Source organism: Micromonospora sp. NPDC005299 (assembly GCF_042872345.1).
Taxonomy (GTDB): Bacteria; Actinomycetota; Actinomycetes; order Mycobacteriales; family Micromonosporaceae; genus Micromonospora.
Genome location: NZ_JBIAKG010000006.1, coordinates 280045 through 293852, shown reverse-complemented (window position 1 = coordinate 293852; position 13808 = coordinate 280045). Strand labels below are relative to the sequence as shown.

At 75.7% G+C, this 13808-nt stretch carries 13 protein-coding genes; 5 read left to right on the top strand and 8 right to left on the bottom strand.

Going from position 1 to position 13808, the window contains the following annotated elements; translation table 11 throughout:
• Positions 1 to 132 precede the first annotated feature (132 nt).
• From ACFYPD_RS19595 to ACFYPD_RS19575, 5 genes are all read left to right on the top strand, one after another.
• The gene (locus tag ACFYPD_RS19595) at positions 133 to 255 is read left to right on the top strand and encodes a hypothetical protein (protein ID WP_255474570.1); all 123 of its coding nucleotides are present in this window, start codon (positions 133 to 135) and stop codon (positions 253 to 255) included.
• Positions 256 to 342: 87 nt separating this feature from the next.
• On the top strand, positions 343 to 1293 hold the full coding sequence (locus tag ACFYPD_RS19590; protein WP_387115162.1) for a TIGR03557 family F420-dependent LLM class oxidoreductase: 951 nt from the start codon (positions 343 to 345) through the stop codon (positions 1291 to 1293).
• 52 nt (positions 1294 to 1345) lie between these two features.
• Positions 1346 to 2977, top strand: a complete 1632-nt coding sequence (locus tag ACFYPD_RS19585) for a RecQ family ATP-dependent DNA helicase (RefSeq protein ID WP_387115160.1) — start codon at positions 1346 to 1348, stop codon at positions 2975 to 2977.
• A 66-nt stretch (positions 2978 to 3043) separates the two neighbouring features.
• Positions 3044 to 3547 carry a hypothetical protein gene (locus ACFYPD_RS19580; protein WP_387115157.1) on the top strand — a complete coding sequence of 168 codons (504 nt, stop codon included), beginning with the start codon at positions 3044 to 3046 and terminating at the stop codon, positions 3545 to 3547.
• Positions 3548 to 3670: 123 nt separating this feature from the next.
• On the top strand, positions 3671 to 4711 hold the full coding sequence (locus tag ACFYPD_RS19575; RefSeq protein ID WP_387115154.1) for a helix-turn-helix domain-containing protein: 1041 nt from the start codon (positions 3671 to 3673) through the stop codon (positions 4709 to 4711).
• 185 nt (positions 4712 to 4896) lie between these two features.
• On the opposite strand, the gene ACFYPD_RS19570 is transcribed toward ACFYPD_RS19575, so the two are convergent.
• The 8 genes from ACFYPD_RS19570 to ACFYPD_RS19535 form a co-directional block, all read right to left on the bottom strand.
• Positions 4897 to 5886 (bottom strand): DNA topoisomerase IB, encoded by a 990-nt coding sequence (locus tag ACFYPD_RS19570; RefSeq protein ID WP_387115152.1) that lies wholly within the window; start codon positions 5884 to 5886, stop codon positions 4897 to 4899.
• Entirely contained in the window at positions 5870 to 6841 is a 972-nt protein-coding gene (locus ACFYPD_RS19565) for a glycosyltransferase family 9 protein (protein ID WP_387115149.1), read from the bottom strand. The genes ACFYPD_RS19570 and ACFYPD_RS19565 overlap by 17 nt, the downstream gene beginning before the upstream one ends.
• A complete protein-coding gene (locus tag ACFYPD_RS19560; protein ID WP_387115146.1) occupies positions 6838 to 7539 on the bottom strand; it encodes an SDR family oxidoreductase in 702 nt (233 codons plus the stop codon). Before ACFYPD_RS19560 ends, ACFYPD_RS19565 begins: the two co-directional genes overlap by 4 nt.
• Positions 7540 to 7615: 76 nt before the next feature.
• Entirely contained in the window at positions 7616 to 9088 is a 1473-nt protein-coding gene (locus ACFYPD_RS19555) for a PfkB family carbohydrate kinase (protein ID WP_387115143.1), read from the bottom strand.
• A gap of 11 nt (positions 9089 to 9099) precedes the next feature.
• Entirely contained in the window at positions 9100 to 9792 is a 693-nt protein-coding gene (locus ACFYPD_RS19550) for an SIS domain-containing protein (RefSeq protein WP_387115140.1), read from the bottom strand.
• Positions 9792 to 11009 (bottom strand): glycosyltransferase, encoded by a 1218-nt coding sequence (locus ACFYPD_RS19545; RefSeq protein WP_387115137.1) that lies wholly within the window; start codon positions 11007 to 11009, stop codon positions 9792 to 9794. Before ACFYPD_RS19545 ends, ACFYPD_RS19550 begins: the two co-directional genes overlap by 1 nt.
• Positions 10994 to 11968, bottom strand: a complete 975-nt coding sequence (locus ACFYPD_RS19540) for a glycosyltransferase (protein WP_387115134.1) — start codon at positions 11966 to 11968, stop codon at positions 10994 to 10996. Before ACFYPD_RS19540 ends, ACFYPD_RS19545 begins: the two co-directional genes overlap by 16 nt.
• A complete protein-coding gene (locus ACFYPD_RS19535; protein ID WP_387115131.1) occupies positions 11965 to 13677 on the bottom strand; it encodes an HAD-IIIA family hydrolase in 1713 nt (570 codons plus the stop codon). The genes ACFYPD_RS19540 and ACFYPD_RS19535 overlap by 4 nt, the downstream gene beginning before the upstream one ends.
• Positions 13678 to 13808: the final 131 nt, after the last annotated feature.

The following is a 13808-nucleotide window of genomic DNA, read 5'->3' as shown; positions in this document are numbered from 1 at the left end:
CTGTCGTACCCCCGTCTTCCCCACGGCCCGCCGCCCGGCGGTGCTGCCATGGTCACACCGCGTCGCGAAATAGTCAACAATCCTTACTGTTAGCGGCTGGCACCGCCGGGCCGCCCGTGGGAGAGTGCGGGCATGCCTCCCGCGCTGCTCGCCGACGCCACCAGCGCCGCGGACATCCCCGGCGTACGCCTGCTCGGCCTGGTGGTCGGCGGCCTGTTCCTGCTGATCGCCATCCGGGCGATGTTCCGCCGCTGACCCGCCGCGTTCGGATCCCGTCTCCCCGGGGTAGGGCTGTCGTTGTCCGGGCATGCGCCCGGCACCCGGACGCGGCGAGGGGGCACGATGAAGATCGGCTACTTTCTGTCCAGCGAGGAGTACACCCCGGCGGAGCTGCTGGAACAGGCGCGCGGCGCCGAGCGGGCCGGCTTCGAGGCACTGTGGATCTCCGACCACTACCACCCCTGGGTCGACGCGCAGGGCCAGAGCCCCTTCGTCTGGTCGACCATCGGCGCCCTCAGCCAGGTCTGCCGGCTGCCGGTGACCACCGCGGTCACCTGCCCGACCGTCCGCATCCACCCCGCGGTGATCGCCCAGGCCGCGGCCACCAGCGCGGTGCTGCACTCCGGGCGCTTCGTGCTCGGGGTGGGCAGCGGCGAGGCGCTGAACGAGCACATCTTCGGCGACCCGTGGCCGCAGGCCGACGTCCGGCTGGAGATGCTGGAGGAGGCGATCGAGGTGATCCGGAAGCTGTGGAGCGGCGACTTCGTCAACCACCACGGCAGGCACTACACCGTGGAACACGCCCGGATCTACACCCGCCCCGACACTCCCCCGCCGATCTACGTCTCCGGCTTCGGCGCGAAGTCGATCGAGCTGGCCGCCCGGATCGGCGACGGCTACGTCAGCACCATGCCCGACGCCGACATGGTGCGCCGATTCCGCGACTCCGGCGGCGGCGACAAGCCCTGCCAGGCCGGGTTCAAGGCCGCGTACGCCGACAGCGAGGACGAGGGCGTGCGGATCGCGTACGAGCGGTGGCCCAACGCCGGCGTGCCGGGCGAGCTGTCCCAGGTGCTCCCGTCGCCGCGCCACTTCGAGCAGGCCGCCCAGTTGGTCAAGCCGGAGATGCTGAAGGAGTCGTTCGTCTGCGGCCAGGACGCCGACGCCCACCTGGAGATGATCGACAAGTACGCCAAGGCCGGGTTCGACGAGATCTACGTGGCCAACACCGGCCCGCACTGGCAGGGCCTGTTCGACCTCTACCAGCGCGAGGTGCTCCCCCGGCTGCGCTGAGCCGACCGCCCCCGGTTTCGGCGGTGATCGGCAGGGGTACCTGCGGCCACTGATGAGACTGACCACGCACTCCACGACCCTGCGCCGCGCGGCCAAGAGCCTCTTCGGCTGGACCGCCCTCCGGCCCAACCAGCTGGCCGCCATGCGGGCGGTCATGAAGCGCCGCGACGCCCTGGTGGTGCTGCCCACCGGCGCCGGCAAGTCGGCGATCTACCAGATCCCGGCCAGCCTGATTCCCGGCCCCACGGTGGTCATCTCCCCGCTGCTCGCCCTCCAGCAGGACCAGATCGCCGCGCTCAACGAGCGGCAGCGGCCCGAGCTGCGGGCGGTCCGGATCAGCTCCGACGAGAGCGCGGCCCAGCAGGCCGAGGCGATCGAGGAGATCCGGGCGGGTCGCGCCGAGTTCCTGTTCATCACCCCGGAGGCGCTGAGCAACCCGGAGCGGCTGGCCGAGGTCCGCGCGCTCAAGCCGGCGCTGGTCGCGATCGACGAGGCGCACTGCATCTCCGCCTGGGGGCACGACTTCCGCCCGGACTACCTGGCGCTCGGCCACCTGATCGAGGGCATCGGCCGGCCGCCGGTGGTGGCGCTGACCGCCACCGCCTCCCCGCCGGTCCGCGACGACATCGTCGCCCGGCTGCGGCTGCGCGACCCCGAGGTGGTGGTGTCCGGGCTGGACCGGCCCAACCTCTTCCTGGAGGTGGCGCACTGCCCCACCGACGACTACCGGTGGCGGCGGCTGCTCACGCTGCTCCGCGACGACGAGCGGCCCGGCATCATCTACGTGCCGACCCGGCGGGCGGCCGAGGAGCTGGCCCAGCGCCTCACCGACGCCGGCTTCCCGGCGCAGTACTACCACGGCGGGATGCCGGCAGGCGCGCGCAACGAGCTGCACGAGGCGTTCCTCGCCGACCAGGTGCCGATCATGGTGGCCACCTCGGCGTTCGGCATGGGCATCGACAAGCCGAACATCGCCTGGGTGGTGCACATGGCGCTGCCCGACTCGCCGGACAGCTACTTCCAGGAGATCGGCCGGGCCGGCCGGGACGGCGCGCCCGCCCGGGTGCTGCTGCTCTGGCGCGCCGAGGACGTCGGTCTCCAGCGCTACTTCAGCGGGGGCCTGCCCGACGAGACCGAGCTGGCGGAACTCGCCGCCCTGCTGCGCAAGCAGGCCCGCACCAAGAAGGAGCTGCGGGAGGTGACCGGCCTCGGGCCGCGCAAGCTCGGCCAGTACCTGTCCCTGCTGGAGCAGGTGGGCGCCGCGGAACCCCGGGCCCGGCAGCGGATCGCGGCCCCCCGGTACGCGCCGGCGGCCGCCGAGTCCGGCCGGGCAGCGCTCGCCGAGGCGGAGCGGCAGCAGACCGTGACCCGGTCGCGGACCGACATGATGCGCGCCTTCGCGGAGACCACCGGCTGCCGGGGGCAGGCGCTGCTGGCGTACTTCGGCGAGCAGATGAGCGAGGTCTGCGGGCACTGCGACAACTGCCACGCCGGCACCAGCGTCCCGTCGGACGGCGCGGTGGGGCCGTTCCCGGTGCACAGCCAGGTGCGCCACCCGGAGTGGGGCGCCGGCCTGGTGCTGAGCTACGAGGAGGACCGGATGACGGTGCTCTTCGACGAGGTGGGCTACAAGACGCTGTCCGTCCGCGTGGTGTCCGAACAGGGCCTGCTGGAGCTGGACTAGCCTGACCCGGGCGCCGCGGTGGCGGCGCCCGTCGACAACGACGACCACGGCGAAAGGGGCTTGATCGTGATCGAGCAGCCGGCGTACACCGGGTTCGGTTTCTCCGACGAGGAGTGGGGGCTGCTGGTCGGTCTGCCGCAGTCGGTCCTCGCGGCGGCCGCCGCGGCCGAGTCCGACGGCACCCGGCGCACCATGGCCGAGAACGCCGCCGGGCTGGAGACGATCGCCGCGGGCCGCGAGTCGGCCAGCCCGCTGGTGGCCGCCGTCGCCGGCGAGATCGTCTCCCGGGTGGGCGACCCGGAGGCCGGTGAGGAGCTGCCGGTCATCACCCCCGACGACCCCCAGGCCATGATCGAGGACGTACTCGGCCGGGCCGGGCAGGCGTCGGTGCTGCTGTCCAGCAAGATCGACGAGGGACAGGCGGGCGCCTACCGGCACTGGCTCGTGGAGATCGCCGAGCAGGTGGTGGGCGCCGCGGCCACGGGCGGCATCCTGGGCCTCGGCGGCGACGTGGTGAGCGACTCGGAGCGGCGCTTCCGGGACCGGCTCGCGCACGTGCTCAACGACTGACCGGACTGTTAACAGAAGATCTCACATCCGTCAATGACGGAAATGTCACGCCCCACGGGTGCCAACTCCCGGCCTCGTGGGGCGTCCTGCTTCATGCAGGGTGACAAACCACGGGGGTCGGGCATGGACACGGAAATGAAGCGGCAGATCTTCGACACGGAACTGGTGCCCGCCGCCGACCGTTTCGGGCTGTGGCTGGACATGCTCGCCGACACGCCCGGGCTCATGCGGGTACGCACCGAGCACGCCGACAACTTCGTGGCGCGGTCGGAGTTCCTCGACCTGGGCCCGATGCAGCTGGTCCGCCACCGTTACCCCTCGCTGGACGGGGTCCGGAGCCGGAAGCTGATCCAGCGCTCCGACGCCGACTACTACGTGCTCGCGCTGACCCTCGCCGGCACCGGCATCGCGGACCAGGACGGGCAGCGCGGCATCTGCACCGCCGGCGACTTCACCTTCTACGACTGTGCCCGCCCGCAGGAGCTGAGCCACCACGGCGACGACGGGGACCGGCCCGTCAGCTCGATCGTGGCCTTCATCCCGTACGAGGCGCTGCCGCTGGCCCACCGCCGGCTCGCCCCGCTGTTCGCCGGTCGGATGTCCGGCGCCGAGGGGATCGCGGCCCTGCTGGCCGACTACCTCATCCGGCTCACCGACCATCCCGAGCAGTACCACGCGGCGGACACGGAGCGGCTGGGCGGCATCGGGCTCGACCTGATCTCCACCATGCTGGGCCGGCACCTGGTCTCCGAGGACGCGGTGCCCACCGAGGTACGCCGTCGGGCCCTGCTGGCCCAGGTGCGCTCGCACGTCCGCCAGCACCTCGGCGACGCCGCGCTGAGCCCGCAGTCGATCGCCGACGCGCACCACGTCTCGGTCCGGTCGCTGCACCGGCTCTTCGAGGCCGAGGAGACCACCGTGGCGGCGTACATCCGGGACGAGCGGCTGGAGCGGTGTCGCCGGGACCTCGCCGACCCGGCGCTGGCCGACCGGCCGATCCAGCTCGTCGCCGGCCGCTGGGGCTTCCGGGACAAGGCCCACTTCAGCCGGGCGTTCCGGGCCGCGTACGGGGAGACCCCGCAGGCGTACCGGACGCGCCACCGGGAAGCGGCACGGATCGTCAACACGGCGGCGCCCGCAGTCAACTCGGGCCGGACATACTGAGTGCGGGCCGGCAGCCGGGCGACCGGCGCGGCCCACATGTATCGGGGGGCCGCGGCGAGGCGCCCGCGGCGGTTCCGCCGCGGGCGGCCGCCCGGTGACGGCACCCCGGGCGGCAGCCGCCTTCGACGGCCCGCACTGGTTTCCGGCCCCGCCGTGCTTCCCCCCAGGATCGACGGCGGGGCCGGTCAGCCCGCCTCCTCCTCCAGCAGCACCAGGACGGCCTTCTCCACGGCCTCGCGCGGCATGTCCGACTGCACCGGGGCCAGCACCCCGTCGTGGTAGAGGTCGACGATCCGCGGGTCCACGTAGGACGTCCGGGCCACGGTGGGCGTGTTGCCGAGCAGCTCGGCGACCGAGCGCATCACCCCCGCCACCGCCCGCCGGCGGGCCGTCGTGGAGCGCTGCGGGCCGACCGTGGCCAGCTCGGTGGCGGCCAGCACGGTGGCGTGCCAGGTACGGAAGTCCTTCGCGGTCATCTCCCCGCCGCTGGCCTCGCGCAGGTAGTCGTTGACTTCGTCGCTGCGCACGTCCCGCCAGGTGCGGCCGTCCCAGTAGCCGAACAGGCGCTCCTCGGCCCGCCGCCGGCGGCGCAGGTTGGTCAGCACCCGGCACAGCTCCGGGTCCTCGATCCGCCGCACCTGCTCGATGCCGCCCTTCGCCGGGAACTCGAAGACCACGCAGCCGCCGCGCGAGCGGGCGTGCTCGGGACGCAGGGTGGAGACGCCGAAGGTGGCGTCCTCGCCGGTGGCGTACTGGTCGCTGCCGACGCGGAACATGCCCATGTCGAGCAGCCGGGCGACGGTGGCCAGGATCCGCTCCCGCCGCAGGCCACGCAGTGCGAGGTCGTGATCGACCCGGTCGCGCAGCACGGGCAGCCGGTGGGCCACCTCCAGCACGTGGTCGAACTTGGCCTCGTCCCGCTTCTCCCGCCACTTCGGGTGGTAGAGGTACTGCTTGCGCCCGGCCGCGTCGATCCCGGTGGCCTGGATGTGCCCGTTCGGGTGCGGCGAGATCCACACGTCCTGCCAGGCCGGCGGGATGACCAGGTCGCGCAGTCGGGCCAGCTCGTCGGGGTCGCGCACCGGCTCGCCCTTCGCGTCGACGAAGAGCCAGCCCTTGCCGCGCCGCCGGCGTCCGTACCCCGGCCTGCCCGGATCACTACGCCGCAATCGCACCGGAGACCCGCACCGCCCGTTCCGCCTCATCCACGGCGGCCACCACCTCGTCGACATCGATGGCCGCCAACGTCGGGTGGGCTCCTACCCCGCCGGAACCGGCCCAATCCCGGTCGATCTCGTCGCGGCGCGTTACCCCGAGCACCCGGTGCCGGGGCCGGTCGGGCGGCGGGCCCCAGTGCGCCGGCGGCACCGGCCCGAAGAGCACCACCGAGGCGGTGCCGTAGCCGGTGGCCAGGTGGGCGATGCCGGTGTCCCCGCTGACCACCAGCCGGGCGTCGGCCACCAGCGCGGCCAGCTCGGCCAGGCCGGTCCGGCCGGCGAGCAGCGCGTCCGGGGGCAGCCCCGCGTCCCGGGCCACCCGGGCGGCCAGGTCCCGCTCGTCGGTCGAGCCGGTGAGCACCACCCGGTGCCCCCGGGCGGTGAGGATCCGGGCCAGCGCGGCGAAGCGGCCGGCCGGCCAGCGCTTCGCGGGGACCTTGCTGCCGGGGTGCAGCACGGTGGCCCCGGGCGGGACGCCGGCGGCGGGCGGGCGGCGCAGCGCCAGGTCACCGGGGTCGGCCGGGAGGCCGTACCAGTGCAGCAGCCGGCACCAGCGGCGCACCTCGTGCTCGTCGTCGTCCCAGGCCGGGCCGGCGAGGTGACCGGCCTCGGCGTTGCGGTGGGCGAGCAGCCGGCCCGGCCGGGCGGCCGCGAGCATCCGGTGCGACCGCGGTCCCCGCCCGTGCAGGTTGACCGCCACCTCCGGCGGCGGGCCGGGCCACGCGGGCCGGTCGACCAGCCCGGCGGTCGGCAGCACCCGGTCGACCACCCCGGTCAGCTCGGCCAGCGGCGCGAGCCAGGCCGGCGCGGCCAGCACCAACTCCCGGCCCGGCAGGCCGGCCCGCAGGCCGCGCAGCGCCGGGACCGCGGTGGCCAGGTCGCCGACCCCGAGCGCCCGCAGCACCAGGATCACGGGTACGAGGACTCCTGCTGCGCGCAGACCACCATCTCGCGTACCGCGCAGCCGGCCGGCTGGGCGAGCGCGAACATCACCGCGGCTGCGGTGTCGGCCGGCTCGTTGAGCACCGCGTCCGGGCCGGGGCGGTACTGGGCGTCCCGCTCGTCGAAGAAGGCGGTGCGCATGCCGCCCGGGATGAGCAGCGTGACCCCGACCGCGCCGGCCAGCTCGGCGGCGAGTGCCCGGGTGAAGCCCACCACCCCGAACTTCGCCGCGCAGTACGCGGTCGCGTCGCTGACCGCCTTCACGCCGAGCGTGGAGGCGACGGTGACGATGTTGCCCCGGGACGCCTCCAGGTAGGGCAGCGCGGCCCGGATCACGGCAGCGGTGGCGAGCAGGTCCACCGTGACGATCCGTTCCCAGGTCTCCGCCGGCACGTCGATGAGCTTCCCCGGCACGTCCATGCCGGCCGCCGTGACCACGGCGTCCAGCCCCCCGGAGCGTTCCGCGAGGTCCCGGGTGGCGGCCTCGGCGGACCGGGTGTCGGCCAGGTCGCACTCGACCCAGGGCACCCCGTCCGCGGGCCGTTGCCGGTCCAGCACCAGGGGACGGCCGCCGGCCCGGGCCACCGCGGCGACCACCGCCGCGCCGAGCCCGCTCGATCCGCCGGTGACCAGGACGGTGGGGCCGGCCCCGGGTGGACTGCCGCTCATGCCGCCGCTTCCCCGCGGTCGACGGCGGCACGAGGCTCGGCCGCGCTGAGCCGGATGATTCGCTCGCTGCGCTCGCTCATCGTGCTCCCTCCGTGGACCGGACGACCGCCGGCCCCGACGCGGCGGACCAGCCCGCCGTGCCGCGCCCGGCCCGGGCCGCCGCGATCATGTCGGTGGTGGACCGGCCGTCCAGGTACGGCACGACCACCGTGTGCCCGCCCCAGCGGGCCAGGATCTCCGCCTCGGGAAGCGTCTCCGCGCCGCCGCCGCTGGCGTAGTCGCCGCCCTTGACCCAGATGTCCGGGCGCAGCCACGACAGCGCCGCGCGCGGGGTGGGCTCGTCGAAGATCAGCACGGCGTCGACGCAGCCCAGCGCGGCGAGCAGCCGGCCCCGGTCGCCCTGCGGCACGACCGGCCGCTCCGGCCCCTTCAGCCCGGCCACGCTGGCGTCGGAGTTCAGGCAGACCACGAGGCAGTCGCCGAGCTGCCGGGCCGCCTGGAGGGTCGCCACGTGCCCGGCGTGCAGCAGGTCGAAGCAGCCGCCGGTGGCGACCACCGTGCCGCCGGCCGCGCGTACCCGGGACACCACCTCGCCGGCCGCGGCGGCGCCGATCCGGTCCCCGCCGCCGACGACCACCGCCGGGGCGGCGGTCCGCACCGGGGCGGGCAGCGCGGCGGCCACTCCCCCGCCGGCCACGTACGCGGACGCCTCGGCCACCGCCTCCTGCACCGCCTCGGAGACCAGCGCGCCCCGGGCCAGGGCCAGGGTGGCCGCCGCGGCGAACCGGTCCCCCGCCCCGCACGTGTCCCCCTCGGCGGCCGGGGCGGGCACCACCAGCGGGGTGGAGCCGGCGTGGCAGAGCAGCGCGCCGTCCCCGCCCAGGGTCACCGCCACCGCGCCGGCCTGCCAGCGCCGGCGCAGCGCCTGCGCGCCCCGGGACGCGGTGACCAGCCGGGACGCGCCCGGCGGCGCCTTGGCCAGCTCACGCGCCTCGGACTCGTTCGGGGTGGCCAGGCTCACCCCGGGGACCGCGGCCGGGCCGCGCGGGTGCGGGTCCCAGACCACCGGCGCCCGGGTCGCGGCGAGCGCGGCACGCAGCGCCGGGTGCCGGGCGACGCCCCGGCCGTAGTCGCTGACCAGCACGGCCGAGGCGGTGGCGAGCAGGCGCAGCACCGCCTCGCTCGGCTCGCCCGGATCGCCGGCCGGCCCGCCCCGGTCGTGGCGCAGCAGCACCCGGCCGCGGGCCCGCAGCCGGATCTTCTCCGGGGTGGCCCCGGCCAGCGGCAGCGCGTACAACTGCACGCCGCCGGCGGCGAGCAGGGTGCCCAGCCGCGCCCCGCCGGCGTCGTCGGCGACCGCGGTGACCAGCGCGACCTCGGCGCCCTGGGCGGCGGCGAAGACGGCGGCGAGGCCGGCGCCGCCGGGGCGGTCGACGTGCGTGGTCTCCTCGAGCACCGGCACCGGGGAGTCCGGGCAGAGCCGGTTCACCACCCCCTCGACGTCCCGGTCCAGCAGCGTGTCACCGAGCACCACCACGGGTCCCGTCATGCTCGACCTCCTCATCGGGCCTGCACCTTCCCGTCCGGGCCGTCGCCGAGCACCACCTCGACGCCGGTGCGCACCGTGTCGGCCGGCGTCGTGTCCGCCGCGCGGGCGGCGAGCGCCGCCGGCAGCGCCCGGTCGACGTACTCGCAGAGCACGTGGGTGGCGACCAGGTGCAGCTCCTGCACGACCTGGCTGTCCGGCGAGTCGATGGCGAGGGTCTCGTGGCAGGACCCGGCGAGCGGGTTGGGGGCGGGGCCGGTGAAGGCCCAGCAGCGCAGGCCGGTGTCGTGTCCGGCGCGGGCGGCGGTGAGCAGGTTGGTGCTGGTGCCGCTGGTGGACAGGAGCAGGAGGATGTCGTCGGGTCGGCCGTGGGCGCGGACCTGGCGGGCGAAGACCTCGTCGTAGCCGTAGTCGTTGCCGATGGCGGTGAGGGCGGAGGTCTCGGCGTGCAGGGCGATGGCGGACAGTGGTTCGCGGTCGTCGCGCAGCTTGCCGACGAGTTCGGCGGTGAGGTGCTGGGCTTCGGCGGCGCTGCCGCCGTTGCCGGCCACCAGCAGCCGCCCGCCGGTGGCCAGCCGGTGCGCCAGCTCCCCGCCCCAGCGGGCCAGCAACTGCTCCGCGTCGCGCAGCGGCAGCAGCGCGGCGGCCAGCCGGGTCAGGTGGTCCTCCAGGACCGTCCCCCCGACGGCCGGCGTGCCCGCCGCCATCAGGCGACCACCCGGGTGGGCCGACGCACGGTGGCCACCTCGGAATACAGCTCGGCGAGCCGATCGGCCGTGGTGGACCAGGAGTAGCGGGTGCGGGCCCGCTCCAGGGCCGCGGTGGCGTAGGCGAACCGGCGGATCCGGTCGCCGAGCAGCCCACGGATCGCCGCGCCGAGGGCCGCCGGGTCGCGGGCGGGCACCAGGTCACCGGTCCGGCCGGGCACCACCGTGTCGATCAGCCCGCCGACGGCGGTGCCGATCACCGGTACGCCGCAGGCCATCGCCTCCAGCGGGGTGAGCCCGAACGGCTCGTACCAGGGGGCGGCGACCAGCACGTCCGCCGACCGGTACCAGCGCCCCATCTCCTCCCGAGGCACCGCCCCGATCAGCTTCACCCGGTCGGCGATCCCGCGGGACGCGGCGAGCGCGCGCAGCCGCCGCGCGTACGGGTCGGTCTCCAGCAGCCCGGCCGGCGGGCCGCCGACCACCACGCACTCGGCGTCCGGCACCAGCGCGGTGGCCCGGATGACGTCCTGGAAGCCCTTGCGCTCGACCAGCCGCCCGACGGTGAGGATCCGGGGCCGGGCGCCGTCGGAGTCGGCGACCGGGCCGAGCGGCGCGAAGGTGGACAGGTTCACCCCGGACGGCACGACGGTCATCCGGGACCGGGGCACCCCCATCCGGACCAGCTCGGCGACCTCGTCCTGGCACTGTGCGACCACCCGGTCGACGGAGCGGCCCAGCCGGCGCTCGTGTGCGACCCGACCCGGTGGGCTGGTGTCCTGCGCGCCCTGGTGCCGCCGCTTGACCGTGCCGAGCGCGTGGTACGTCTGCACCACCGGCACCCCGGTGCGCCGCGCGGCGGCCAGCCCGGCCAGGCCGCTCATCCAGAAGTGCGCGTGCACCACCTCGGGCTGCCAGTCGCCGGTGCGCCACCGCTCGGCCAGCCACTCCCCGAAGGCGGGCATGTACGGCAGCAGGTCGTCCTTGGCCACCGGCTCGGCCGGCCCGGCGGGCACGTGCACCACCTCGTACCCGTCCGGGGCGCGGACCGTCACCGGCAGGTCCACCGCGTCGAGCCGGGTGTACACCCGGACGTCGTGACCGGCGGCCGCGAGAGCGGCGGAAAGCTCCGCGACATGCGTGTTCTGGCCGCCGGCGTCCTCCCCGCCGAGGACGGCGAGCGGGCTGGCGTGCTCCGAGATCATCGCGATGCGCATACTTCCTCCTCCAGCAGCCGGTCCCAGTCGGCGAGGAACCGCTCCAGGCCGTAGCGGTCGCGGGCGGCGGTCCGGGCTGCGGCGCCCGCCCGGCGGGCCGCCGCCGGGTCGTCCAGCAGGCCCCGGGCCGCGTCGACCAGCACGTCGACCCGGGTGGAGAGGGCGCCGGCGGACGGCGGGACCGCCTCCACGGCCTCGGTGGTGGCCAGCGCGACCACCGGCATGCCCATGGTCATGGCCTCGACGAGGCTCAGCCCGAGCGAGGTCCACCGGCACAGGTGCAGGTACGCCCGCCGCTTCGCCAGCTCGGCGTGCATGGCGTGCTGCGGCACGTCGTCGTGGCTGGTCAGCCGGTCCGGGGGCAGGCCCAGGTGGTCGGCGAGCCCGGCCACCTTCATGCCGTAGACGTCCAGCGGGGCGAGTTCGGCAAAAGGGGCCAGCAGGTCGGTGCCGGTGACCCGCCAGCGGCGCACCGGCTCGTTGATGACCACGGCGAGGCGGTCCAGCTCGCCGGTCCACTCGACGGCCGGGGCGACCACCCCGTGCTCGACCACCGCGGTCCGGGTGCCGCCGTTGTCCCAGAACAGTTCGTTGAATCCGGTGACATGGGTGAGCAGCAGGTCGTCCCGGTCGGCCATCGGGTGCCGGCTGTTCGGCACGTCGCCCTTCGGGGTGTTGTGCTCGACGTAGATCGCCGGCACGTCCCGGCCGACCCGCCGGCCCAGCCACTCACAGGCCAGGTCGAACTCCTCGGGCCGCTGGAGCAGCACGACGTCCACGTCGGCGCGGCGCAGCTCCGCCGGGGTCACCTCGACGGCGCTGTCCGGCCACGGGTAGGTCCGCGCCCGGCCCAGCCCGTATGCGCCCCGGTCCGGGGTGACCGGCACCAGGTAGCGGTGTTTGCCGTGCACGAACGACGTGGTCCAGGACCCGTGCACGTGCCAGACCAGGACGTTCATCCGACCACCCCGCCGGGAACGGTGACCAGCGGCTCCGGCGCGTCGGCGGGCACCCCGAGCAGCCGCAGCGCCTCCAGCACCCGGCCCGGCTCGACGGCGGAGAGGCAGGGGTGGCCGGGGACCGGGCAGCGCATGGCCCGGGTGTCCCGGCAGGCCGCCCCGGCGTCGCCGAGCCGCACGGTGGGCACCCGGTAGGGTCCCCACTGTCCGAACGGGACGGTCGGGGCGAAGAGGCTGACCACCGGCACCCCGAGCGCCGCCGCCAAATGCGCCGGCCCGGTGTTGCCGACCACCAGCGCGCCGGCCCGGGCCACCACCGCGGCCAGTTCGCCGAGTCCGGTGCGCCCGCCGAGGTCGAGACCGCCCACGGCGGCGACCTGCGCGGTCAGCTCCCGCTCGTCGGGCCCGCCGGTGACGACCACCCGGTAGCCGGCGGCGCTGAGCACCCGGACGATCCGGGTGGCCAGCTCGAACGGGCAGGCCCGGGTCTCCACGGAGGAGCCCGGGTGCAGCACCACGTAGCCCGGCTCGCCGGCGGCCGGCGCGGGCGGCAACCGGTCGGCGCGCAGCCGCAGCCCCGGCTCGTCCCCGGCGGGCAGCGCGAAGCCGGCCGCCGCGGCCAGCGACAGCGCCCGCTCCGGCTCGGGCACCCCGACGGGCACCCGGTGCCGCACGTCGAGCAGGGCACCCGGGTAGTCGTCACTGATCGCGCTGATCCGCGGCACCCCGGCCATCCGCAGCAGCAACGCCAGCGGCAGCGCCGACTGGTGGAAGGAGGTGAAGACGACCGCCTCCTCCGCGCGGACCGCGGCGAGCCGGTCGACCAGGGTACGCATCCCGGCCGGGTCGACCGGCGGGGCCGGGGCGTCGATCCAGGGCAGCGGCCACTCGATGATCTCGTCGATGCCGGGCAGCAGCTCCGCCGCAGCCCGGCCGCGTGGCCCGCAGAGCAGCACCACCCGTTCCGCCCCGGCCGCCACCGCGCGGATCCCGGGGCCGGTGACCAGCACGTCGCCGGCCGCGTCGCTGCGTGCCACCAGCACGGTGCCCCGCCGGGGCGCGGGCTCCGGCGCGGTCACCAGCCGCATCCGGCCGAGGATGGTGCTCACCGCGTCCGGCAGGTCGGCGGCGACGGTCGGCGCGGCGGCCACCTCGGCGGCCCGCGTGGCCGGGGTGGGCACCATGATGCCGGCGGCACCGGCCGCCGCGGCGGCGGCCATGTCGGCGCCGATGTCGCCGACCAGGACGCAGCGGGCCGGTGTGGTGCCGAGCGCCCGGGCGGCGGCGTGCACCAGCCCGGGGGCCGGCTTGCGGCAGGCGCAGCGGTCCGGCTCGCCGTGCGGGCAGATCTGCCAGCAGTCGAAGGGGCCGAGCAGCTCCTCCACCCGGGCGTTGACGCGGCGCAGGTCGTCGGCGGTGAAGCAGCCCCGGGCCAGGCCGGACTGGTTGCTGACCACCGCCAGGCGCAGCCCGGCCGCACGCAGCCGGTCCAGCGCCTCCCGGGCGCCGGGCAGCGGCCGGACCTTCTCCGGGTCGCCGTTGTACGGCACGTCCTCGACGAGCGTGCCGTCCCGGTCCAGCAGCACCGCGTCGTACAGGCCGGACGGGAGGCGGTCAGCACCCGGGTCAACCCGGGCTGACCTGCACTGATCCCGCTCGTGGTCCCGTCGCACGGGCGGCGGGTTCCCGACCCCCCGAGGAGTAAACATCAACTTCGGCGGAGCCGCCTCCGCCGGTGCCGTAACGGCCGGTCCGCATCGCGCTCACGCCGGGCCCGGTCCGGCGTTACCCGCCGCCCCCGAGAAGCTAACCCGGCCGCCCGTTAGCGGAGGTCCGGGCG